Origin of the sequence: Paenibacillus sp. EKM10P, assembly GCF_011800655.1 — a bacterium.
GTDB lineage: Bacteria > Bacillota > Bacilli > Paenibacillales > Paenibacillaceae > Paenibacillus > Paenibacillus polymyxa.
The window spans coordinates 55279-78782 of sequence record NZ_JAALET010000013.1 but is presented as its reverse complement, the minus strand read 5'-3'; the positions used below and the strand labels follow the sequence as shown (position 1 = coordinate 78782).

General features: G+C 46.0%; 21 protein-coding genes. 4 read left to right on the top strand and 17 right to left on the bottom strand.

Features of this window, described 5'->3' with window-relative positions; translation table 11 throughout:
- Positions 1-160 precede the first annotated feature (160 nt).
- From HFE01_RS27780 to HFE01_RS22335, 6 genes are all read right to left on the bottom strand, one after another.
- Complete coding sequence (locus HFE01_RS27780; protein ID WP_481856254.1) at positions 161-298, bottom strand: hypothetical protein; 138 nt, start codon at positions 296-298, stop codon at positions 161-163.
- A 101-nt stretch (positions 299-399) separates the two neighbouring features.
- Positions 400-1197 (bottom strand): TatD family hydrolase, encoded by a 798-nt coding sequence (locus tag HFE01_RS22355; protein ID WP_107734981.1) that lies wholly within the window; start codon positions 1195-1197, stop codon positions 400-402.
- Positions 1198-1217: 20 nt separating this feature from the next.
- Entirely contained in the window at positions 1218-3827 is a 2610-nt protein-coding gene (locus HFE01_RS22350) for a polynucleotide kinase-phosphatase (RefSeq protein WP_167438522.1), read from the bottom strand.
- Positions 3824-5263 (bottom strand): 3' terminal RNA ribose 2'-O-methyltransferase Hen1, encoded by a 1440-nt coding sequence (locus HFE01_RS22345; protein ID WP_044787132.1) that lies wholly within the window; start codon positions 5261-5263, stop codon positions 3824-3826. The genes HFE01_RS22350 and HFE01_RS22345 overlap by 4 nt, the downstream gene beginning before the upstream one ends.
- A 21-nt stretch (positions 5264-5284) precedes the next feature.
- Positions 5285-6103, bottom strand: a complete 819-nt coding sequence (locus tag HFE01_RS22340; RefSeq protein ID WP_044787133.1) for a nucleotidyltransferase domain-containing protein — start codon at positions 6101-6103, stop codon at positions 5285-5287.
- Between the two features lie 19 nt (positions 6104-6122).
- Entirely contained in the window at positions 6123-7691 is a 1569-nt protein-coding gene (locus HFE01_RS22335) for a limonene hydroxylase (RefSeq protein ID WP_167438521.1), read from the bottom strand.
- 198 nt (positions 7692-7889) lie between these two features.
- Here HFE01_RS22335 and HFE01_RS22330 point away from each other — a divergent pair, with 198 nt between their 5' ends.
- The gene (locus HFE01_RS22330) at positions 7890-9215 is read left to right on the top strand and encodes a helix-turn-helix transcriptional regulator (RefSeq protein WP_038978103.1); all 1326 of its coding nucleotides are present in this window, start codon (positions 7890-7892) and stop codon (positions 9213-9215) included.
- Complete coding sequence (locus HFE01_RS22325; RefSeq protein ID WP_167438520.1) at positions 9190-9990, top strand: WYL domain-containing protein; 801 nt, start codon at positions 9190-9192, stop codon at positions 9988-9990. The genes HFE01_RS22330 and HFE01_RS22325 overlap by 26 nt, the downstream gene beginning before the upstream one ends.
- A 159-nt stretch (positions 9991-10149) precedes the next feature.
- Here the strand turns inward: HFE01_RS22325 and HFE01_RS22320 are convergent, their stop codons facing one another.
- The 11 genes from HFE01_RS22320 to HFE01_RS27110 all read right to left on the bottom strand — a co-directional run bounded on the left by HFE01_RS22320 (position 10150) and on the right by HFE01_RS27110 (position 22839).
- Positions 10150-11127 carry an aldo/keto reductase gene (locus HFE01_RS22320; protein ID WP_167438519.1) on the bottom strand — a complete coding sequence of 326 codons (978 nt, stop codon included), beginning with the start codon at positions 11125-11127 and terminating at the stop codon, positions 10150-10152.
- A 137-nt stretch (positions 11128-11264) separates the two neighbouring features.
- Positions 11265-12023: a TraX family protein gene (locus tag HFE01_RS22315; protein WP_102998723.1), complete on the bottom strand. Its 759-nt coding sequence runs from the start codon at positions 12021-12023 to the stop codon at positions 11265-11267.
- Positions 12024-12069: 46 nt separating this feature from the next.
- Positions 12070-12849 carry a LytR/AlgR family response regulator transcription factor gene (locus tag HFE01_RS22310; RefSeq protein WP_117288407.1) on the bottom strand — a complete coding sequence of 260 codons (780 nt, stop codon included), beginning with the start codon at positions 12847-12849 and terminating at the stop codon, positions 12070-12072.
- Positions 12846-14192: a sensor histidine kinase gene (locus HFE01_RS22305; RefSeq protein ID WP_243208234.1), complete on the bottom strand. Its 1347-nt coding sequence runs from the start codon at positions 14190-14192 to the stop codon at positions 12846-12848. Before HFE01_RS22305 ends, HFE01_RS22310 begins: the two co-directional genes overlap by 4 nt.
- 120 nt (positions 14193-14312) lie before the next feature.
- Positions 14313-14909 carry an accessory gene regulator AgrB gene (locus tag HFE01_RS22300; protein WP_242210537.1) on the bottom strand — a complete coding sequence of 199 codons (597 nt, stop codon included), beginning with the start codon at positions 14907-14909 and terminating at the stop codon, positions 14313-14315.
- A 9-nt stretch (positions 14910-14918) separates the two neighbouring features.
- Entirely contained in the window at positions 14919-16712 is a 1794-nt protein-coding gene (locus HFE01_RS22295) for an ABC transporter ATP-binding protein (protein WP_167438518.1), read from the bottom strand.
- 14 nt (positions 16713-16726) lie between these two features.
- Entirely contained in the window at positions 16727-17284 is a 558-nt protein-coding gene (locus tag HFE01_RS22290; protein WP_016819877.1) for a DUF5823 family protein, read from the bottom strand.
- 15 nt (positions 17285-17299) lie between these two features.
- Positions 17300-18571, bottom strand: a complete 1272-nt coding sequence (locus tag HFE01_RS22285) for a lanthionine synthetase C family protein (RefSeq protein WP_167438517.1) — start codon at positions 18569-18571, stop codon at positions 17300-17302.
- A gap of 10 nt (positions 18572-18581) precedes the next feature.
- Positions 18582-21665 carry a lantibiotic dehydratase gene (locus HFE01_RS22280; protein WP_167438516.1) on the bottom strand — a complete coding sequence of 1028 codons (3084 nt, stop codon included), beginning with the start codon at positions 21663-21665 and terminating at the stop codon, positions 18582-18584.
- Between the two features lie 4 nt (positions 21666-21669).
- Positions 21670-22611 carry a S8 family serine peptidase gene (locus HFE01_RS22275; RefSeq protein WP_243208233.1) on the bottom strand — a complete coding sequence of 314 codons (942 nt, stop codon included), beginning with the start codon at positions 22609-22611 and terminating at the stop codon, positions 21670-21672.
- Positions 22612-22677: 66 nt separating this feature from the next.
- On the bottom strand, positions 22678-22839 hold the full coding sequence (locus HFE01_RS27110; protein WP_080561132.1) for an epilancin family lantibiotic: 162 nt from the start codon (positions 22837-22839) through the stop codon (positions 22678-22680).
- A gap of 246 nt (positions 22840-23085) precedes the next feature.
- On the opposite strand from HFE01_RS27110, the gene HFE01_RS22270 reads away from it, so the two are divergent.
- Together HFE01_RS22270 and HFE01_RS27105 are read left to right on the top strand one after the other, a co-directional pair.
- Positions 23086-23301 (top strand): hypothetical protein, encoded by a 216-nt coding sequence (locus HFE01_RS22270; protein WP_016819873.1) that lies wholly within the window; start codon positions 23086-23088, stop codon positions 23299-23301.
- Positions 23298-23444: a hypothetical protein gene (locus HFE01_RS27105; protein ID WP_169050236.1), complete on the top strand. Its 147-nt coding sequence runs from the start codon at positions 23298-23300 to the stop codon at positions 23442-23444. The genes HFE01_RS22270 and HFE01_RS27105 overlap by 4 nt, the downstream gene beginning before the upstream one ends.
- Positions 23445-23504 lie beyond the last annotated feature (60 nt).

Here is a 23504-nt window from a genome sequence, read left to right as displayed (position 1 = left end):
GTCCGGAGCTGAATCTCCAGGCAAGCTTTATGCGCAGTCATAAAATGATCACCATACATTATCAGTTGTCGACATATCTCATATAGCACAGCAGTCTACTGCACTAAAACCAAGCCAAAGTCAGGTACAGAACAAGACACGCTTGTCCGTCTGCAACTTTTTACAGACTGTAGCTCATTAACTTGATATAGGATATGAAACGTATCCATCGACTAGCCGCCGCTAATCGGCGGTATTCCTGTTTCTTGTAAGGTGTTCTAGGTTTCTCTACGCTGGCATTACCCAGATCAGATTTCACGGTCGGCGGCAAGGGCCACCCTCTCAGCCTGACTATCTCAAGCTCCCGACAATGCTTTTTAATTCACTATAATATATACCACATCCATGGCTTTGACAATCCTATAATCCGAAGAAACGTTTGGCCGTTTCCGTCGTCGCAATTTCGATCTCCATCATGCTGCGGCCTGTGCACTCGGCAATCGTAGCGGCGATGTGAGCGAGATACACCGGCTCATTACGCCCTTCTTTGGGCTTCACGGGCAAATTACGCGGGGTCAAAAATGGAGCGTCCGTTTCAATCATCAACCGGTCCAATGGAATATCCCTGACCAGCTCCCGCAGATGCTTGCCGCGCCGTTCATCACAGATCCAGCCCGTAATACCGATATACAGTCCCATCTCCACATACGTATGCAATTCCTGTGCAGTACCGGTAAAACAATGCACCACCGCTTTATCAACAAGCCCCTGATGCTCTCGCAACATAGCGACAAAGTCCTCATGCGCATCTCGTTCATGCAGGAATAAAGGCATATGCAGCTCCCCCGCCAGTTGAATCTGCTCTCCGAACCATCGGCGCTGTACATCACGCGGAGAAAAATCACGGTTATAATCCAACCCGCATTCCCCTATGGATACGACCTGCGGCTGAGCCACAAGTTGGCGGAGCTGCTGAATCGTATCTGTGCTGCAACTTTTGGCATCATGGGGATGCACGCCAGCCGTCGTGTACAGTTTACCCGGATAACGAGCCGCATACTGAGCAGCCTCCCGACTGCTCCGGACACTGGTTCCGGTAATAATTAACGGTGTAATTCCTGCAGCCGCTGCTCTCTCTACCACCTGTTCCCGATCTCCATGAAACGAACGGTGCATCAAGTTCACACCAATATCAATTAACGGTGTACTCCTATCCATCTCAATCCCTCCTTCGCAAACTACAATCTCGGATCAATCGGCTCCGATTCCAGAGATAGCGCGGCAAGGACGCATTCATGAATACGATCCACCGTATCCTTGCGGACAAAACGTTCTACGCCCTCCATACCAAGCGCTCCTTCCATCAGGGCATGACGCTCCTTTTTGTTCGTTCGGCGCTGCTTCAGACGCTTTAAATTCTCAGGGGCAAGATAATCCATACCGTAAATGATATGCAAATACTTCCGGCCTCTCACCTTGATTGCAGGCTGAATCATCTTGTCCCGATTTTTCATCAAAAAGCGTTCCGGCTTGATCACAATGCCCTCATGACCATCCTCTGTCATCTCGTTCCACCAGCGGATAACCTCTTCCTCGCTTGCTTCGTCCGTGATGACCCGATACTCTGTCTCCATAAACAGCGAGGACAGTCCTGCTAGCTCCCGGTTGTGCTCCATATGCCAAAGATGAGATTGGTCAAAAAACGTCCGGCCGCTGTGGGCCAGTGTATGAAACGGTGCAATACGAATTTCATCCAGCCCGTCTACATCCCAGCAATATTTTTGAAAAGCTTCTTGGAACGTTACGGCATTGCCATATTTCCGTTCCATTTCCTCCAGCCAGTCTCCAACCTCCCGGCCTGCACCCTTCGCTTGCTTCAGCTTGTCTACCAGCTTACTGCGATCCAGCAGAGCTGCTTCACCCACATGCGCATACTGTGCGGCAATCAGTTCCCGAGCCTTGAGATTCCACGGTACTATTTCTGCATCCAGCAACACGAAATCCGTCTGATTCCGCTCAAAATACCCGGCAGTCTGTAGATCGGCATTCAGCTTTTCCAAGACCTGCTTCGCAAGGCCTGGTCCAAAGAAAGGGCGGCCGCTGCGGCTGTAGATCGTGCCTAATGTCGGGTATCCTACATATTCGACAGCAGCCTGTTCGTTTTTGAATAATAGCAAAATTGCCCGGCTACCCATATGCTTTTTCTCCGCTACCATCGTTTGTACGCCTTGACCACGATAATAAGCCAGCGCCTCACGCGGATGCTCCAGATATCCTTCTTCTGCGGAAACCGTGGGAGCAGGACTCATAGTTGGTGGAATGTACACCAGTTCCTCCATCGGTACTGTCACATGTGACACGGTATCTATAGCGGATTTGACCCATTCTCCTTGTACTCGCACTTCGCCATACGATTCCGTTAGTACGCTGTAACCAGCGATGAGCTTACGTAAATTCGGCGGGGAAAACCGTTTTTTCTGCCACCTGACAAGTGGGCTATCGGGGTCATTCGCATAATTCTCATGAGCCGGAACGCTGACAAATTCCTTTTCCGGATAACGATAAGCGGTCAGCATACCGCCAAATACCACACCCTGATCAATATTCACCGTCTGGTTCACAATCGTAGGCTGCGGTCTCGGATCATGTCCCCATACTACTATTTCTCCCGATTCATGGTCTACGAACCAATCTTTGCGGATTGGTTTTCCGTCTGCATCCTGACCATCCGTATCTCCATAACGACAGTAATCAGAAATACGTGCCGACTGTTTGCCAATAAAATGATCCTTAATCCCCGCATGAGTCACAACCAGGTGTCGCAACCCATTTCTGCCGAAAATTAGATGAGAGGGCGCATTTAGCAGAAAATCCCTCAGCTCGCCTCTAAGCTGTTCCGCTGCTGCCTTGCCCACCTTTTGTTCATATTGAACCAGTTCCTCTGCGAATCGTTCATCTCCATGATTGAGAGTTACTTTTCTTCCATCAAGATAACGACCGATTTTCCAGCCATGATTGCTATCAATCATGTAGGCGAGTCCGGCATCCACGTGCTTTTTCCAAAACTGCACCGCTAGTAACGATTCTGGGCCACGGCTCATCACATCCCCAACGGATACCAGTCTTCTGCCTTCTGGATGATGGTATAGTCCTTCCGTATCTTCCATATATCCGAGCCGCTCTAACACCTCCAGCATCTCCCGGTAGCACCCGTGGATGTCACCAATGATATCAATGCCTGCACCTATATCATGAAACAGCGGCTGAGCACGGCGGGCGAAGTTAAGCTTTTCTACATCCTTGAGGACATAACAAGCGTTAAAACCTTCTTCCCGAATACCGCGCAGGTTCCGCTTTAACAGCTGTGCCTGCTGCTTGACCCGTTGGCGACCACGCGGATGCGCCCTACCTGCATCACGTTCCAGCAGCACAGATTCGGGTACATCCAGCACCAGAGCCATCACAGGTACATGCGCCTTGGCTGCCAGCTGTACATATTTCTGGCGATCCTCAGCATACAGATGGGTGGCATCCACAACCGTCAGCTTATTCAGACGACAGCGCATAGCCAGAATGGTATCCATCGCCTCAAACGCCTTGGCTGACATTTGCTGGTACTCATAAAACAGCACGTCCGATTCCAGCCTTGGAAGTCCGCTCCAGTCTATAAATTCCGTATCTCCGACCAGCTGGCGAAAATGATCTGAGGATACCACTTCCGTTTTCAATAGAATCCCTTCGCTCACCAACCTGTCCAGTAAAGTGGTTTTGCCACTATTCGAGGCCCCTACCAACACAACCAGTCCAGCATGCGGTAGATTAATCGTTCGTTCGGATGAAATGCTCATGAATTCTTCGGCTCCTTTCTGCGCGTAAATACAGCCATTTGGGTCGGTTGTCCAAAGCCTTCGACCTCTTCTCCGATCCCTTCCAGCGCTAATGAATAGGGAGCTTCCTCAATCCATTGCTCGCATCGTTCACGAAACTCGCTTCTGCTCCATTCAAAACGGTGATCGCCATGCCGCAGCTCTTGCTGATCCATACGATACACCTCATTATATTCTCGATTGGGAGTCGTCACGATCAGCACACCCGGCTGATATTCTGTCACAATCGTATCCATCACCCGGTTCAGACGATGCTCATCCACATGCTCAATGACCTCACACAGGATCATCACATCTTTTCCCCGCAATTGTTCATCATAATAAAAGAGAGAGCCCATCATAGGTGTAGGGCGAATTGCATCGGCATGCCTTTCCAGCTTGGCAAAACGCTCCACAGCCCTCACCTGTGCATATGCAGACGGCTCCACAGCCCAAATCTCTTCAATGCCCTTGATTCGAGCCATCCGAGCCGAAAGCTTCCCTTCCCCAGATCCAAAATCTACGATTTTCTGTCTTCGGGGCAGCTTGCGAATCACATCCATAATGGCTTGATACCGCAGCTCATTTAGCCGCATTACAGGCTGTTGCTTTCCTTCCTCCAGTGACTGATCTTGCTGCTGATCCTGTTCGTGATTATGGTTTTGTTCTTGGACCGCATGTTTTTCAGTCTGTGTAGCAGCAGAATCAGATTGCTCAAATTGCTCAATCAGATTGGTAAAATGAAGCGTGCGTCGAATGATGAGCTCGCGCATCGGATGCTCTTGCAGCCAGCCTTCACCGTAACGTTTCAGCTTATCAAACTCTTCTTCGCTAATATAGTAGTGCTTATAATTATCCAACACTGGAATCAACAGCAATAACTGACGCAGCGCATATTGCACCGTCTGATGACCACTTAGCGTGACATATCTGACGGTGCTTCGATTTTTCAGCTGAAAAGAATAATCCGCTTTCCCTCGTTCGATGGTCACTTGATAGCCCAGCGGCGCAAATAGTCCCTCCACCACAGCATCTGGCAAATCTGACGCAACAGGCCCAAACGATAACTCCAGCGCAAAAGGATGCGTCACCCACGCTGTATAGTCTTCCTTGGGTTTGCCGTTCAGGGCTGTGCCAAGCGCGCCGCGAATATAGGTACAGAACAAGCTGCTGGTTACAAACTCCCGGTCATTAATATATTGTGTAATGTCATAGCTATCCGGACTGTTTTTGACCAAATCTATTGAATCTGGTGAAGCCTGAATGGCGATTTCTGCCTCTTCCTCTGTAAAAGTGGTGTACACCATGCGTACACGTGCACCCTTTTCCGTGCGATCATACGTATTGTAAGGGTTCTTGGCGAGCAAATGCGAAATCATCCCAGCATTGTTTCCGGTTGCTTTTAGCGTGATGTGCATACTCCACTTCTCCTTCCCTGCTTATGTTTTCCATACTTCATTCACCGCAGCGCGGAACATCTCGTCCAATTGCTGATCCCGTCCGCCCTCCATATGCTGAAGCAAAGGCGCCTTCTGTTCAAAATAAGCAATTTGCTGTTCAATAAAGTCATTCACCACCGAAAGCTGCGGCTCCATATCCAGCTCCTCACCCGCTTTTTTACGCTCCAGCAAATGCTCGATCACCTGATAAAGTTCGGTACCTACCGGAATGAATTCCGCTAGCAAGTCTACGAATTTGATAGGAGGCATACTGTTGTAACGTTCAATCCAGCCACAGGCCAGCAGCGGACGCAGCACGTAAAAATATTTTTTAATTTTCACCTGTTCACTTTGCAAATAGTCCCGATAGTTTCCCCGTGCCATATTCAGATAGTGATACATACAGGACTTCGGAGAGAAGGTTAACGGCGAGATTGCACGGATCTGATCGGCCACTGAATATTGCTCCAGATAGGGAATCGGAGATTGCAGCCATTCCAGCAAAGGCGGATTGGATTTGCGAAATAAATGGAGCGCCTTTTTCAAATCCCAACCGTTTATATCCAGCATATTGCTGATTGGCCGCTCAATCACATCCCGCTTATCAAAAATAGATAAATACCATTCTATGGGTCTTACATAAATAAATCGTACATCATAGTCACTGTCCTGTGAAGGAAACCCCCATGCCCGACTGCCTGATTCACAGGCGTACACAATGCGCACCTGCTCTTCCTGCTCCAACGCGCGCAGCTCACGCAAAATCGTGTCGCGCATTTCCGGTTGAATGAAACCCTGCCCATGCTTCACATCTGTCATGTTGTTCCCTCCCTTATCCTTAAAGTATTTCCCGAATCTGTTCTCTGATCGACTCCTCCGTTTCAGCTTCCGATAAGCAGCGAAGGCGCTCTATCGTTGCCTCTCCCAACATCTCAGAAGGCCATTCCTTGAGTACATGAAGCGCTGCACGGCGATTGGAGGTCACCGGGCTCCAAAGTCCGGTAGCAACTAGCTTTTGTCCCATTCCTTCGTAAGAAGACAATAGTTGCAGCAGCATCCCTAGACATTGATGCGCTTCATACTCCGGTCCAAAGCCCGGTACATCAGCAGGACCGGAAGCTATCTCTCCCAGAGGCAAGTGCTTTTCTGCAAAAGCCACCAGCTTATATGCCCGCTGTTCATCCTCTGTCTTGCTAAGTTCAAAGTAAAGATTAGGCTTGACTGGGTGTTTGCTTAATTGATCAAATAGCACGGGCCATACATCTAGTGCTAGCATTCGAGCTGCGCGAATGGCACAGTGAAGATGCGGTGAATCTGCATGATGTAGTTCCTGCTCTACCAGCTTCATCCACTGCGGATCGTCCATCATCTGCTGGCATATCGACGCGTAACGTTTACGTAATTCCGGCGTCCATTCATGCTCATAACGTGCCTCCCATGAATCGTCTTCTTCATCGAGGAAGTCCGCAATATCCATGATGATCGTAAGATGCTTCACAGTCGTACACATAGTCTTAGCATGACGAAGGTAGTTGCCTATGACCATAGCGGCATGCTCATAATCGTCTATACTTTCCGCAGGTCCGCCTGCTGCCAGCAAAGCCGACAGTATATCGCCTGCTCCGTCAAACAACTCCCGATCAATATGCGGTACAGCGATGGCTGTATGCAGCTCGCCTTTATGAGCGCATTCATAAGCAAGGTACTCATACATGACATTGTTACGGAATCCTTCCCGTAATAACCAATCACGTATTTCCTGCCGCGCCGGCTCCAGTCGTTCCACGACGTGAATACGTCCCCAACCATGTACCTGTAAGGCTAAATTATACAACTGCTCATTGGCCTGATCCGAAATATTACGGATAGCTACAGCCGCATATAGCGTGAATTCATCATGCTTGGCTAGCGTTAAAATAAGCTCGTGGTGCTGCTCTGTCTCCAGCAATCCGAGCAGCGCAATACCGACCTTCACCACATTGCGATGTGCTCCGTGTTCGGCCAGCCAACGCGCTTCCTCATACAATCGATCCGGCTGAATTGCTGGATGTTCGCGCACCGCATCTAGCAGCGGATCAATCAGGCTGAGCGCATTTTCCTCCATCAAGCGTACATATGTCTCACGTCTTGTTTTCATCCCTGGCTTGCGGCATTGTCTGGACAACAAGTGTGCTAGCTCCTTAATTTTCTCAGTCTCTCCATCTCCGCCAGCGCCGTGATGCCCAAACGCTCCATCCAGCCCCCCTGCCACCCAACGCATCGTATGACCTGCCCAGTATTCTTCATCATCCGGCAAATGATCATCCGTAAGCCTTCCCTGAGGGTCCAGTCCCTGCTTAATCGTTTCATAAATCGAAAGCTTACCTACCCATGGATATAACACTTCATTTTTGAATCGTCCAAACATGTTGCATCACCCTTCTGTTATGTATTGCTTCTTACTTATCGTGCTACCTTATATCCCTATAATCCTTTATTTTGGAAGTCATGAACATGGTGAAAGTATTACAAAGATGAATAAATTACCTTTTTCCTGCATCCCTTCCCTGTTAGAATAAAGGGATACTTGTTTTCGGAGAACGGCTACAGAAACGGGGAATGCATCATGGCGAGAGAGAGTTTTGATAAAGAAATTCAATTCCTGCGTATGCTCACACTAACCAGCGGCGCTTATAATCGGCAGCAATTTGCAGACAGACTTGGCATTTCGGTACATACCTTTGATAAGACGATCCGGCGCCTCAAGGAAATCGTCCAATCCGTACAACAGCAGCTTCCTGCGGAACAGGGACATGATTTTAATGAGATGCTGCGCTTTAATTATTACGAATCCGCTGACCCATTATTGTTATTCCTGTTTCGGGCCAAATCGCTCAAGGAATCGGAAAGCGTCCGCTTATCCCTTCTGCTGACAGCGCTGCAATCACAGCCTATGACCACCATGGAACTGCTGGACGCTTGCTGCAATGGGCTGCCTTCCGACAGTGCACTGCCGGATGAAAAAACAATCCGTTCTGATCTGAAATATCTGGTCGAAGTCGGCGTAGTTCGTAAGGAGCCTGGCGGCAGACCCTATCGCTATGCTGTCCGTAACGATCTGGTGACAGAACTGACGGACGAGGAATTACTGGACTTATATGATTTTGTGGACATTATGGCCAACACTCAGCTCCCCTCTGTGCAGGGATATCTGTTGCGAGATCATCTTAAAAAGGCCATGCGCCGTCAGCTCGGAGATCGGGAGATGGCAGAGCCTTTTTTATATAAATACCATTATTATTCACGCATTCTGGACGAAGCCCATATTCATCCGCTTCTGCATGCCATTCGGCAACGCCGCTGCGTAAACTTTTTATATTTTTCGGCATCCAAACGAAGCATGTACGGGTCACAGAACACCAACCCACGATTTGAAAAAGAGACTGAAGGCCGTGAACATACCATTCTGCCCTTGCAAGTCATCTATGATCATCAATATGGACGTTGGTACGTGCTTGGTCATGTGGGCGGCAAAGGAATCATGAAGTTTCGTATGGAGGGCATGACCCAATTGGTGGAGGGCAAGCCTGTCCCAGAACAGCTTTATGCCGACCTGTTAGCCGTGTTGGAGGAAAAAATGCGATACAGCTGGCTTGTTGATACGGGTCGTCCCGTGAAGGTAAGGGTACGTTTTTTTAATCCCGAAGGGGCAAAACGCAACTTTATTCGGGAACGTGTGCTGTCACAAGGACAATGGGGTACGATTACGGAGGAAGAAAGTGAATCCTTTATCTATGAAATCACAGTGAATGGAATCACTGAGATTAAACCGTGGATTCGCAGCTTCGGATCAAGCTGTGAGGTATTGGAGCCCCAGCGGCTGCGTAAGGAATTCAGACAGGAATGGAAGGAGCTGCAAGCCTATTATGAGCCTGTTCGAGAAAATATTTAACTATCAGATCGTCTCACGGCTGGATGAATCGGGCGCTTTTGCTACCACATCGCAGGAAAGAGTCTGGCTCAAGTCCATGCTTACAGACTCGGCAGCGACAGCGGCTTTTACCCCGCCTACACTTGATAAGCTTTGGCAATTACTTGCAGACGACGAGCCTCTGGAGGCCGATGGCAGCCTGCGCGAAAAGGCAGGAGTTCCTGCTGCTTCGGTTTATCATCCGCTCCTGCGTGAATTGCGTTCCATTCTGCGATCCCGTTCAGGCATCTGTATGACCTACAAACTGCGCAACGGACGCCTACATGAGCGAATGTCCGGATTTCCCTATAAGCTGGAGTTTTCCATGGTCAAAAAAGAATGGAGTCTGCTATGGTATAATCGCCGACATCGCGCATTCATGTCTACTAAACTATCCAACATTGTAACCATTACGGAGGATGAGATTCTTCCTGAAGAAGCCGAGAAGTTTACCCAACGAATACTCGGTATACTGGAGTCGCGCAAAGAACAGGGCATCATTGAAATTATTCCTGTATACAACGGTGAAATGTCTCGTATTTTATATGCTTTTTCCTGTTTTGAAAAAGAGGTCGAATATGTACAGGAAGCTGATACCTATCGTATTACGCTCACCTTCCAGGCAGACGAATGTGAATATGTGCTATCCAAAATCCGTTTCCTTGGCAAACGTGTCAAGGTCGTCCAAGGCTCACGGCTGATCTCACGAATGAAAGAAACAACAGCCAAAGCCCTCGCACGATACGAAGAGGAATAGCTGCTGCAGAAATTAGGATCTATCCATGTAAAGGCCCTCCCTCCGTCTGTTAATGAGACGAAAGGAGGGCCGTATTAACCTACAGTACGTATAAACGAAACGAGGTCATGTACTTACATCCGCACACGTCTGCTGTAACAAGCTAGTCCGCAGTACCAGTTACGGCAAGGCTTGTCCGCGCGCACTTACATACAATTGATACCATTCTTCACGGGTCATCAGTTCGCTCTGGCGTTCTGCATCCTGACATGCTTGGATTCGTTCAGGATTGGCGCTGCCAATGACAGGCTGAATCCGTGCCGGATGCTTCATAATCCAGCCCAAGACGATCGCTTCGCGTGTCGTTCCCTTTTCAGAGGCCAGCTTCTGCACCAGTTCTGCCGTCTTATGGATATGCTCAGGTTTTCCTTCCAGAGAACCTCCGCTAAAACGCCCCTGCGCCAGCGGTCCCCAAGCCTGGAGCTGAATATCCTCGGTTTGGCAATATTCCAGCAAACCTTCGCCAAAATGTACATTCGTCCCTGCCTGCTGGTTCACGTGTACGGTCTGATCTATAAAATGCAGATGTGCCAGGCTCATCTCCAGCTGATTAGCAATCAGCGGCTCCGTTAGGCTGCGCTCCAGAAAACGAATTTGGCTTACATTCATATTGGAAACGCCAAAATGCCGTACTTTGCCGGATGTCTTAAGCTCGCTGAACGCCTTTGCTACTTCTTCCGGCTCTACCAGCGGATCGGGACGGTGTAGCAGCAGGATGTCCAAATATTCAGTACCCAGACGCTTCAGGATACCGTCCACGGACTCCATAATATGATCATATGAGAAATCAAAACGACCCGGGAGCGTACCATCCGGCATAAAAATGCCGCATTTGGATTGAATGACGATTTGTTCACGCAAGCCTGGCTGTTCCTTTAAAATCCGACCGAAAATTTCTTCCGCTTTTCCCATACGATAGATATCCGCATGATCAAACATCGTAATTCCGATGGATTGTGCAGCATCTACAGCTCTCTCCGCTTCAACGACATGCTCCTGTGTAAACGGTGCATGGCTCCATTCTCCACCAAAAGGCATGCAACCGAGCACCAGCCGACTATCGGAGATCCCTCGTTTCTGTATAGGCATAATCTTCATGCTGCTCCTCCTTTAATCCTCAAAGTATTCCTTGCTTCATCAACATTCGAATAGTTCGTCAAACCGCAAAAATTAGACGGAAAACATGTCGTCTCCCGTCCAATTTTTTATTTTAGTTACTTATTAGACAGCCTTTCTTATATGTAATAATCAATAGCCAACTTCAGCAGATAGAGCGCGAGCAAATGCAGAGGATAAAACAAATAGAAGAAGGCTCGTGAGCCTTTTCCCCTCTCTCCATTATATCGGGATAGCAGAGGGAGGGCAAAAATACAGGCCCCGCCGATCGCAAACGGATAAAGATATTCGTTCATTGTGCTGGCGTTGATGCCCATGATGCTGAGCGAATCGGGAACAGCCCATATAATGATGACTCCGAAAATGAACATAAGCGCAATTATTGCAATAATCCATCCGTTATAAATCTTCTGTTGTTTGCGAGCCACATAGAAAGCCAGAACCAAGAACACTCCAATTACACTCCAGTCTCCCAAAAAAGAGACTACGCAAAGAGCCGAAATCGCCAAGTATTTAAGTACAGGATTGGTCGTGTTGTCATAGAACCATATTGCCAGTAGACCCATCAACAACGTTAGCATGATGTTTCCCGAAGTATACCAATCTTTAAATACCAATCCGTAAGGCACCACACTGGCTAGCCCGGTTAGAGCAAGGCGCATTGTATATTTTTTGAAGCTTCTGGTATGGATATATCCTTCGGCTACAAAAAAAGCCATGATAGGCAATGTAATTCTGCCTACCACCTGAAAGCCCAAAAAATCGGCAAAAAATAGCCCTCCAATATGATCAATTAGCATTGCCAATACTGCAATTAATTTTAAACTGGTGGCATCAATGCCTTTCACCTCTGCTTGAACGGATAATCTTTGTTCCATATTCCTCCCCTTTTCTTCCCGAAGGACTATGCCCTCCGTATCTATTCTATTCGTAAACAGGTCTGTTCAGGAGGCTCCGGTCTCCCATCTTATCTAAGAGGTGCTTCAACAATTGGCGGGAAACGGGAATAATGCGCCTTGCTTCTCCGGAATTCTGATTGGTTTGAAAAATGATCTCCTTCTTGCTCTTATCTATAGATTCCACCTTCATCAGGTTTACGATAAATGCCCGATGACACCGGAACAACCTTGGATCCTTAGCCTCAATATCTTTCAGATCGCCGTAAAACTCAAGAGTTCTGTTTTCGGAAACCAGACGAATTTTGTGGGGAACACCGGTTGTTTCAAAGTAATAAATGCTGGAGAAGGAAATTTGAAATTTCGTAAATTTATTGTCGAGTATAAACCAATCATCGACATCCAACACAGGCTTTCTTTGATGGGCAACAACAAGAACTTCTCTGACCTTTTTTTCCATTTCATCCTGACTAGCATCCTTGATAATGAAATCAAGAGCTGCTACCTTATATTGGAAGGTGATCGGAGACAGATGACCGTGGGTAGTTACAAAGACAATATGCCCATACATATCATATTTTCTGATTTCCTGAGCAACTTCCAGTCCCTTCATCTGACAACCAGAGATTTCAATATCAAGGAAATACAAGTTATTCGCACAAGCTTTAGATTCAAAAAGCAGGAGATCCGGCTTACTGGTGACAATGAGATTACTGCAGCAGATGCCAAGTTCCTCGCAGCTTTTACGGACCATCTTTTCCATTATGCGCTGCTGGATAAACTGATCTTCCAGGATAAAAATATTCATGATGTCGCTCTCTTTATAATTAATGTTTGCGTGAAAAAATCCGGTTCCTTTTTGGTATCCAAAGTGACATACTTGTTGCTGCGCAGCACCTTTGCTATATTGTACAAGCCAAGACCCCGATTGTCCGCTTTCGTTGAAAAGTTCCGTTTGTAGAGATCATTCACCTTAATCCCGTCAAGTGCAGAATGATTATAAGAGTTTCGTATCGTCACCGTCTGAATATCGTCTTCATGGATCAGTACAATATTTATGGACGGATTGCAGGTCTCTAATGCCGCATCGATTGCATTGTCCAGGAAACAAGAGATTACTCTGCAAAGGTCTATAATATCCATATACATTTCACTGATACCGCTATCAATTTCCAATTTTACGTCAACTCCACGCTTCTTTGCCACCAGCACCTTGGATGTAATAATACTCTTGAGCTCACTCACGTCCAGATTAATCAGGTTATCCAGACTATAGGAATATCCGTTCAACTGTGAAGCAGTAGGTTGGATAGAACTCTCATATATCCGCTTGATCATCGCCAAATCCCCAGTTCTGATCCCCTCATCCAGCATTAACAGGATATTGGTATAGTCATGTCTGAAGCCGCGGATGTCTTCGTACATTTTTTCAATCTCCATAATATAAGCCTCCAGCTGCAAGTATTGTTCCGTCTTGTTCTTCTCTAGCTCACGTTCACGCAGGAAGCGATACAGCCAATTGATCGTCATCAGGAAGATGGAGGTCAAGCCGATCAGCATCAACACAATCTTTAATCTGCTTGGATACGGATTGTTGCTCTCACACTCCGAATAGATAATGAGTCCGAGTCCGATGATCCCCAAGACTAAGATTAAAGAAGCTCCGACGATAAGCTTAATCCGATATAGCTTCAAAAGCCTGACCGCCGGAGTAGGAAACAAATAAGACACAAGCTTTCGGAGCGCCAAGTAGATCAGCGGAGGTGAACAAGCGGTTAGGAAGGGCGCCGTCCATTTGTTTTTATATTCATAAGGAACCGCATAGCTGATTACCGTTATGAAATAACCCAGCAGTGTCGTAATAAAGATGGTAAGGATGGCGTAGAAGCCTATGACCCACAAGGATTCATATTTGTCGGTCAACCACCCGTATAATGCCAGTAGCACAAATAGAAATAGGTAAACAATCAGTCCGAAGTTATTCAGAGCTGTTATTCCGATAAAATAATACATGACTAAAAACAGCAGCAGCTTATAATTCATACGGAAAACGCTTAGACCATTGCCGCTGACCATATGATATATTACAAGATAGCTGGTGTATTGCAAAAAATAAATGCCGGATGTAATCATTTTTTGTTCAATTTCCAAACTTTTGGGTTGAATGGTTCATAGAACAATCCGAAACAAATCCCTCCTCCTTCACCTCTTTTACTCATATGCTCCAGTAGCTTAGCCTTGAGTCTCTGGGTATGGTTGTTTCTGTGTTCTTTAATATTCTTGATATTGTTCATAATTGGCATAACTCCTTCTCATTATGGAATAGAATACTGGTGTGATGACGACTGCTTCAAGAAACAGCCCAAATATTAACCAAGGATAAAAATCTAGTGCGATGGCCACGAAAACAAACACTATACTTAAAAAGATAGCTTGTAATCTGCATGCTCTTCTGAACTTCGGATCTACCAATGGATTGCACTCCGTATCTGCCGGAGCGTATCTGGCAATTAGAATGATAGAAAGCAGACAGAGCGTCGCCAAAAAAAAGCGGTTCCATTCTACTTCCTTTAAGAGCCAGGGAACAAACACAAAGGTCAGTAGACTGACCCAGGTGCAATGATGCGACTTGCGAGCATGCCAGCCAAAGGACTTTCGCCGGACCACTGTATAGGAAAGCAGCATCGCAGCCGTTTCGGCTAATACACCGAGCAAACAGGCACTGACCAATACAAGAAGTATTTTTTCTGTGCCAGCCAGTATGTTCTCTAGATAATAAAGCACATAAGCACGCTTCTCCGCTTCCAATTCTTCGTCTTGAAAGTATTTATCAATGATCCACGTTGACAATTGATGATACAACGCCACCGCCCCTCCCTAACTTAATTGTGTGGGAAGCTGGAATTGAACATAATCACGATATTTATCATGCCAACTCATTAATTCGTGATGCGTGCCTACCCCCGTTACTTCTCCTTTATCCAAAAAGATTATCTGGTCCGCTTTGTAGATGGTTGACAAACGATGAGCGATAACAATGGTCATTTTATTCTTGGAGAGAAGCCTGATTACATCATGTACAAGCTGCTCTGACTCGCTATCCAGATTGGCGGTAGCTTCATCAAACAGCAGAATCTCATGGTCTGAAAGCAAGCATCTGGCAATCTGGATTCGCTGCTTCTGTCCCCCCGATAATTTGACTCCCCTTTCTCCAACAAAGGTATCCAAACCATCCGGTAATTGATAAATTACCTCCTTCAAGCCTACTGTATCAAGAGCCGCATAAATCTCATGGTCATCCGCGTCTCTGTTTAGGCCATATACCAGATTGTCTCTCACTGATCCTACCAGTAAGTCACTATCCTGCATAACATAGGATATTTTGCGACGCCATTCTTCCGTCCTAATCTTATCCAAATATACATTATTGTAATAGATTTCTCCATTATATTCTAAGTAAAATTTCTCTATTAAAGAAAATATTGTTGTTTTTCCCGAGCCGGAAGGCCCTACGATCGCTGTAGTGGTACCGCCTCTGAAGGTTAACTCTACGTTGGATAATACCGGTTGGCCCTGGTTGTACGAGAAAGAAACATTGGCAAAATGCAGGATATCCGAATTCTGATCATGACTTTTCATGTCCGGCACACTGCCTAACTTTTCTTGCTTCTCATCCTGCTGGTTATATATGATATAAATTTCCTTGCTTGCTCCCTTGGCCTTCTGATACTGCGAGAAAAAACTGCTGAGCTGGGTCAGAGGCGAAACCATTGTAAACAAATAAAAGATCATGGATACCAAAGTACCTGTAGTGATATGTCCAGCGGCAATGCCGGCGCTTCCATACCAAAACATTCCTACCAAAGCTAGCATGATGATAATTGTGACAATCGGCTCAATGACAGCCGACAATATTCCCTCTTTGATGTTCAAGCGAAAGATACGTCCAAGTATCTCCCGAGTATATTTCATTTCAAGCTTTTCCGACGTCGTCGCTTTAATGAATCTGATGTTATAGAGAATTTTGGATAACTCACCAGAAAAATCTGCGGCTGCATCCTGTGCCTCAACCGCTACTCTATTCATCCTTCTTCCAATGGGATAGATTAGTAGCGCCGTTATAGGAATCAGAGCAACGAGTACACTCATTAATCTCCAATCCAATACAAATAACATGATGATGCAACCAGTGACCATCAGGACATCAGCCAGAATAGAAGGCAGAGTGATAGCCAGAAAATTACTTACAATAGCAAGGTCGTTCGTCATTCTGCTGATGATTTTGCCGTTCTCGTTGTTATCAAAATAATTAACCGGCAAATGGATAATTTTTTCCCAAATTTTCAGTCGCAGTTCCTGAAAAAACTTGCTCCCCACATATCTGAGGAGCAGAGAAGACACGGCGTTTAAAATCCCTCCGGCCAGAAACAGCGAAATAAGCACAGCTGCGGTCTGGATCGTCAGCTCCATAGCTGAGATCTTATCGACAAGCTTGCCTGTAATGATCGGCAATACTAATGAAAAAGCGGCGGAAATCAGTGTAAATACGATGCTCCAAGCAAGTGCAAGCTTGGGCCATCTCGCAATTTTGATTAACTCCAGCAAGGAATGGGCCGTTTGTTTTTCTTCACCGATCTTTTTATATGCCGTGCTCTCCATATTCAATTCCATTATGGCTTAATCACCTATTTCTCTTTGTGATTTTCGTATTCTAGCAAAAACTTCATTGCCATTGTATAGACACCTGCGGCTATCGCTACCATGACAATATAGGAGAGCGACAGCTTAGTTCCTATCCAGTCCGTTTGGTTGCTTAATTGAAACAGTAAGAAGCACACGGCGCTTCCGGCAAGAAACTCCAAAGAGTAGGAGAATTTCCGCCCTCTCTTCAACCTATCTAGTATAATATCCACTATAATTACAGCGGATGTAAGCATAAAAGAAATTTTATACAGCATAATCTTATCTCCAGCAACAATCTGCTGATCCTCAAAACTTGCAAAGTATCTGGCCAAAATTGTACCGATTACTAGGTATAATACGACAACTAGCACATTTATTCCGACACATTCGGCTGTGCTGTAGGTAATAGTCCCTTCGCTTCGTTGAACCAGGGTCGCCGCCAAGCTTGAAATAAACAGGACCAGAAACCAAATATAAAAATATGCATCCAGTTGAAAAGAGAGAAAATCGGTAATCAGTCCCACCATGACTGTAATAATTTCTTTTAATAAAATGAACATTACCGTCTCCTCCTTTTAGCTAAATACCAGCATCTGCTTCCATGTACTCAAGTTCTCATTATCACAGGTCAGCAGTGTCAGCAATACACCTGCACATCCATCGAGCAGGCCTACTTTATCGAGAGATAACGGATCATCGACGCTTCCCTCAAGGTCTGTAAAGGATACTGCTTCTTGAGTATTCCGGTATGATAACATACGATGCAAAAAATCATTCTTGAACGGTATGGCTGCCGTACGGCTGAAATGGTGCTGAATCAGGAGCAAGCCTGCATAGCCGTGACAGATCGTCGGTGAAATTACCTTTCTTAGCGAATCTGGTCTGGAGTAGACGGTATTGAACAATTGCAGAGCCTGCTGCTGCAGCGCTTTGTCCTCCAGGGCCAATCCCAGCCGGAACATAGCCACAGAAGCTCCCGGTGTGCCGTAACACCATGCATCTCTGTGATAACCTGGATTCCGACTAGTCTCTGCGGATTCATCCGGTGTGAACATATTAGGTATGACAAGGGTGCCGTTCCACTCTCTGATATTTCCGAGTAGAAAAGTCTTGGCAACTTCCAGTACTTCTCTCAATCCTGTTAACGGGTAGCGGCGGAGATGTGCAACAGCCAGCAAATTAATGGCTCCTGTAATTCCGTGCGCCATACCAAGATTATAGTAAATGGTCTGTTCGGGAAGTTCCCCGAAATGTCTCAGCTTGCCTACAGCATCCGTAATCAGTTGAAGGATCTTAAGGAGCACCGCATCCAGCTTCCCAGCGTATCTGTCTTGGCGTTCCTTAACCTCCATTAATGCAGCTGCAATCCCCGTCCATCCTGAAATCAAATCCAAGTCGCTATCCTCAATCAAGGAGTCTTCCAATTTCCCCCTTGTCTCCTCATAGAATTCCCCATAGCTGCTAAGAAACATATCCAGCGTCTGTGAGAGCACATTCGTATATCTTGTTGAACCTCTTGAACACTCGTTGAACAGATAAATAACACCTGCCAATCCGGTATACAGTGACAATGAATGGAACGGTATATTGCCGATTAAGCGCACAATCTCCTGATTGTACTTGAAAGCAAGCGCATCCCACCCTTCCCCCGGGTAGACTTCATCTAGTTTATCCAGAAGAAGGCTGATCCCGGGGTATCCTGAAGCCAGCGATATCAGCTCCATTTCAGGGTAATCATGCATGGCGTGCTTCTTGATTAGCAGGGTTACAGTATCTATATCTTTGTAAATTTCTGCGCTTTGCCTGACTATTTCAGATAAATTTCCCGGGACTTGTTTGACCGCCATAAGCTCCTCCTCAATAGGCAACATGATATTTGCTTACCTGTAAATAATCTTCCAAACTGAAGTAGCATAGGTGTAGGGCAAGCTCTTCTTTTTCCCGGTCCAGGCCGAACACTCTGTTGCAGAACATGTGCATGATGCTGAACATAATATCATCGTAGTAATTGGTTCTGTCGTCAGCTTCCCGGATAGCCGTGAAATATGCAGCGTATTGCCGCAACCTGTCGCCTGTATCGCTTGCTGGCAAGGATATGGAACGGGTCTGTTGAATCCTTTGGAATAGCGCTTCTTTGTGTTCCCGGTACTCCTGTCTGAATTTCTTTGGATCAATAATCGCAGCCATAGCCTTCAATTGATCTTCTACCAGCGGATACGCGCAGTTCACAACCTCAAAAAGTCCGGTGCAGCAAAATAACATCTGATCGGTTGCATTAATTGACCTCTTCCCTGCATAATAGCCTGAAACTAGATAAGAATCGATAGCAAATAACCTCTCCGCTTGTTCAATGAAGGCTGTGCCGCCATACCGCAAAATTTCAGGCCGGTAAGGAACAACCGAATAGGAACTAACCAATCCGGACGAGGTTACAGTATTCAGGAAATCAAAAACATAGTTCAAGGCCGTGAAACGCTGATGCTCTACGCTTCCCGACATTTTGCACCTTAGCCTGATATGCGGCTCCTTATCTGCATACTGGACAAAAAAAACCTGGTCAATGAAGTACTCGGCGCTATTGTCCATGAATGTCTTAAATGCACTGCCCAGCAAATCGGTTAGCAGTTCCTGATTGTAATATACCTGCAGGGATATCCAATCCGAACCTGGATAATAAACGGCATTCACCGAAGAACTCAGCACTTTATTTAAGCTTTTATCGGTAGCCTGTGCAGACAATCTGTCTATCGGCAAGTACTGAAACATCGGGCTTTTGCAAAAAAATACGCACTCCTCCATATATCGGTTAGCGGAAGCGAACAATTCTTTCTCCGTTTCCATAATAACGGCCGCCTTGCCTTCCGGATTCCGGGTATATTCTTTGTGCAAAAGCTTTCGATGATGATGGCGATCCAAATCCAGCAACAGCTTATTGTCCAGCTCCACCAAATATACATATCGCGGAATGTTATACTTTATGATCCAATCCTCCAGAAAGGCCAGAAACTGTTCTTCGCTCTGGAGCTGTTTATCCGCATATAATGTCCATTTTTTGGGGCAGATGATGATATTTTTATAGGTTACTCTCGGTGTAAAAGAAGAATCATAGAGATACTCCTCCAGATGGGACCATCCGGTCTGATACTGCAGATTAATATCATTCAGAAACCGGATCAGATAAGGCGCCAGCTCTGTATTGTACATGCTGCTGAGTTTGGGAAATACCAGTTCGCCTGTTTCCCTGTGCTTCAGATAAAAGTATCCCGAATCCTCCACCCCTACCAGCAGCTGGGAAACATCTAATTTCCGATTCTCGGGAAACGTGGCCATATCCATAGATTGGTCTGGTGTCGGGCCTGCCGTCATAATATTAGTTATTTTGGGACTGAATGGGTAAAATGAGATTTCAGCGGCGCTCTCCCCTGCTTTCTGATCCTTCGGGTTCCTGACAAAATTGAAGATTTCATCACGGCTATCCTTGTCAAACATGTAGGCAAATCTTCCGAAGCTCTGACACGCTTCCAATGATCCGGCTCTGTTGTTTAAATAAAACGTAACTTCACCTTGCTCATTCTCCATGCAGGAATAATACAAATCGAACGAGACATGGACATTCTCCAGACTCAATTCAGACAGCTGTTGGATTTTGACCTCGTCAAGCACGATATCCGAATGATTGACAAGCGCTTCGGTCTGCCACTCCGCAATTAGCGCCTTAAGCTGTCGGAACCTGCCTTCATCCTTGTACCTGTACTTATCTCCGTTCTGGTAGTGGCTCTTGTACTCTTCAGGTTTGCCGAGCCCCAAGGTCTTACTGAACAACTGCAATAAGGGCACTTCTTCATATACTCCGTACTTCTCAGTAAATTGCTGACGATAGTCGGAAAGTGTATCCTCTTTCCTGTACGTAGAAAGCATGCTCAATATTGAAGCTATTTGGGACAACGATTGCCTATCGCTGTCCGACAATAGAATTTCATTTACCTGATTCAGTCTTACGTCTATTTTGACCAAGTCGCCCTGATAATCGGGAAGGATAAGCTGGACTAGTTTTCGGACAGCCTCAATGCCTTCGCGTTTGACCGCAGCAACTGTAATGTCCTGAATGGCTTGTCCAACTCTCTCCAAAATATCTGAGTAATATGCTGCCTTGGGAGCAGCAAGCAGCTTTAGTGTACGTATCAGATGCTCCAGAGGAGCGCTATCCCGAGGATTGGGAATCATCTCACTTACTAAAAAGCCTTGTTCTATCAATTGCTGCAAAAAATCTGTGCTGATCGTGTCATCCACACCGAAGGCGTCTTTTATAGCTTGCATAAGCTGCAGAAAAGTCTGCTGCTCTTTATCAAGGATCTTCATGATGAAATCTATGACCGGGGTTTTGAGAATAGATATATTTTCAGTGCTTCGTTCCTCCTGATCTGCTGCAAACAGAGTCTGATAAGAGATGACGAGCCTGTGATGGTCAATGTAAGAGGTGTTATTTACACTCAGTCTCAATTCATTGCGGACATCCGCATCCCCATGGAAAAGCCCTATTAAGCGGTAAATTAGGCTATAATCCGGAGTTGCCCAGACGACATGTTCCCCGGCGCCTCCCGTTTTTCCAAATCGGGAAATGCCTACTCCCGCGAACAGTCCAAACGGTGTTGGTCTACAAATTGCCCGCGAAATGAACTTGCTTAGACTTAGGATAAGATTCCGCTTTTTTTTGGACTTCAATGTTCTGCCTTGTTCCAGGCTTTGCAGTGCAGCGTAGGTCGAGGGGCTGGAGACATAAATGGAATCTATCAACCCCTGCTGCTGAACGAACCGTACAAGTCTGTCAAGGTATTCATCATCATCTAGTTGTTCATGATCAAATATCTGCGTATAATGCTCCATGCCAAGCAACGTTTTCCGGTACATGTAATTTTCCGAGATTTCAAAGTTCTCCAACATGCAATCAACCTCTCATCTGTCTTAAAGCACGAATTGAACCGGCAAGGCTTACTTCATAATAATTCCGCTGAACATCAATCAGTCTCGCGCCTTGACGGAGCAGACACTCCATTTCTGTGCGTCCGGCATTCATCCCCTGCGCGATAAGCTCTCCGCTAAGAGAGGCAACAACTCCGCTGAATAAGGCGCTGGCAATACTCGTACCGATACCCACTGTGTATGCTTTGTCAAATCCCAGCACTTCGTATAAGTAATCCTCTGTGTCGAAGCTCGATTTGGCAACCATTACCCAATCATTGTTGTAATTGATTTCATACTCATCACCACTCGGCGCAAAAAATTGATCGTTGAGCGTATTGCTGAACCCGGAGATATCCCCGTTCTTATTAGTTGATCCAATTGGGTATACTCCCTTTAAATTCGCAGGTACTCTGTACTCCTGCGTAATATCGCGTCCATCGTTTCCTGCGGAACAGACTACCCATATGCCTTGCGCATTGGCGCAGTCAACCAAAGCCTGAAACCTATTGAACTCGAATAAGTCGACCTCATATTCTGTACGATAGCTGACGTTGATAATTGGATATCCTTTAGCAATACCCTCTTCCAGCGCTCTATACAACCATTCAAGCTTGCTTATTCCTTTTTTGTCCGTAATTTTGTAGACAACAACCCGAGCGAAAGGGCATATCCCCTTCAATATATATTTGCCGGTAACAGAGCTAACCATTTGTGTACCATGCCCGACGTAATCGCTTATACAAGGCTCATAAGGTACAAATGACTTGCATTCTGCCTCAACTAGATTACCTTGGATCTCTGAGTGGGATTTATCGACGCCTGTATCAATAAACAGGATAGTAAGCGGCTGACCAACAGTTGCACCACAACTAAAATGATCGGTTAGCCGGACTACATGCCAATTGTATATATTAGGTTTTATCATGCAATCTCCATAATGTAAGTAGGGGTAGCCCATTTCACTACCCCTGACTTACGAATCGCTTATGAATTATTTACAATTGGAACAAGAACCGGTACAGATACAGGTAAGAGTTTTACATACTGCTTTGGATACCTTAATGGTTGTCTTGATGATTGAAGCTTGTGGGCTAAGCTCACTGGCCTCATAGCTCTTTCTTAAATCAAGGTCAAACATTTGATCTACTTTCATTTTCCTCTTCCTCTCTGAATTAAATTCTAATAAACATGATTTCAGTGGTACCCCTAAATCACGTTCATTGTGAGTAACCGTATGTAATATCTTGCTGTCGATGAATAAAGAATATATCTAATTCTCCCGTTTTTTATACTTTATTCCTGAAAGGTATTCCAAACCTCCTAAATTGCAGTCATTTTGCTGCCCATGTGGCATGGCATAAAAAATACCGACACGGAGCGGAACGATGACGCTTGGAGCATGGCATATGCTTGCAAGAATCCGGTATGTTCCTATACGGGTGTCTCGTATAAATCAGGTGAAGAAGAGTTGCTTAGCATAGAGCGCTCGTCCTATGGCTACGATGTGCTGGATCATGTGGACCAACTGCGCTTCAAACAGGACATGACTGCAAAGGAACTGACTGATGACACTACATGCACGCGACATCCCAAACAAGCACCCAAAATCTGTTGAGATATCAAGTTCCTATGGCTGCCAATCTCGATGACCATATTCATACGATACTGGCCGAAACGACAGAACAAAACGGTGGCGTTCTCTTGTCTATGGATGGAATCCAGCCGGAAAAAGATAATGAAGCATTGTACGTCTTATGAATTAGGGAAGAATGTATTCAATGTTTATGTTCCTCCATTGAAAAAGAATCTACCATATCG

Coding starts and splice junctions, on each gene's coding strand:
- HFE01_RS22355 (WP_107734981.1), bottom strand. CDS start 1,197: ATGGATAGGAGTACACCGTTAATTGATATTGGTGTGAACTTGATGCAC.
- HFE01_RS22350 (WP_167438522.1), bottom strand. CDS start 3,827: ATGAGCATTTCATCCGAACGAACGATTAATCTACCGCATGCTGGACTG.
- HFE01_RS22345 (WP_044787132.1), bottom strand. CDS start 5,263: ATGCACATCACGCTAAAAGCAACCGGAAACAATGCTGGGATGATTTCG.
- HFE01_RS22340 (WP_044787133.1), bottom strand. CDS start 6,103: ATGACAGATGTGAAGCATGGGCAGGGTTTCATTCAACCGGAAATGCGC.
- HFE01_RS22335 (WP_167438521.1), bottom strand. CDS start 7,691: ATGTTTGGACGATTCAAAAATGAAGTGTTATATCCATGGGTAGGTAAG.
- HFE01_RS22330 (WP_038978103.1), top strand. CDS start 7,890: ATGGCGAGAGAGAGTTTTGATAAAGAAATTCAATTCCTGCGTATGCTC.
- HFE01_RS22325 (WP_167438520.1), top strand. CDS start 9,190: ATGAGCCTGTTCGAGAAAATATTTAACTATCAGATCGTCTCACGGCTG.
- HFE01_RS22320 (WP_167438519.1), bottom strand. CDS start 11,127: ATGAAGATTATGCCTATACAGAAACGAGGGATCTCCGATAGTCGGCTG.
- HFE01_RS22315 (WP_102998723.1), bottom strand. CDS start 12,023: ATGGAACAAAGATTATCCGTTCAAGCAGAGGTGAAAGGCATTGATGCC.
- HFE01_RS22310 (WP_117288407.1), bottom strand. CDS start 12,849: ATGAATATTTTTATCCTGGAAGATCAGTTTATCCAGCAGCGCATAATG.
- HFE01_RS22295 (WP_167438518.1), bottom strand. CDS start 16,712: ATGGAATTGAATATGGAGAGCACGGCATATAAAAAGATCGGTGAAGAA.
- HFE01_RS22290 (WP_016819877.1), bottom strand. CDS start 17,284: ATGTTCATTTTATTAAAAGAAATTATTACAGTCATGGTGGGACTGATT.
- HFE01_RS22285 (WP_167438517.1), bottom strand. CDS start 18,571: ATGGCGGTCAAACAAGTCCCGGGAAATTTATCTGAAATAGTCAGGCAA.
- HFE01_RS22280 (WP_167438516.1), bottom strand. CDS start 21,665: ATGTTGGAGAACTTTGAAATCTCGGAAAATTACATGTACCGGAAAACG.
- HFE01_RS22275 (WP_243208233.1), bottom strand. CDS start 22,611: ATGATAAAACCTAATATATACAATTGGCATGTAGTCCGGCTAACCGAT.
- HFE01_RS27110 (WP_080561132.1), bottom strand. CDS start 22,839: ATGAAAGTAGATCAAATGTTTGACCTTGATTTAAGAAAGAGCTATGAG.
- HFE01_RS22270 (WP_016819873.1), top strand. CDS start 23,086: ATGGCATATGCTTGCAAGAATCCGGTATGTTCCTATACGGGTGTCTCG.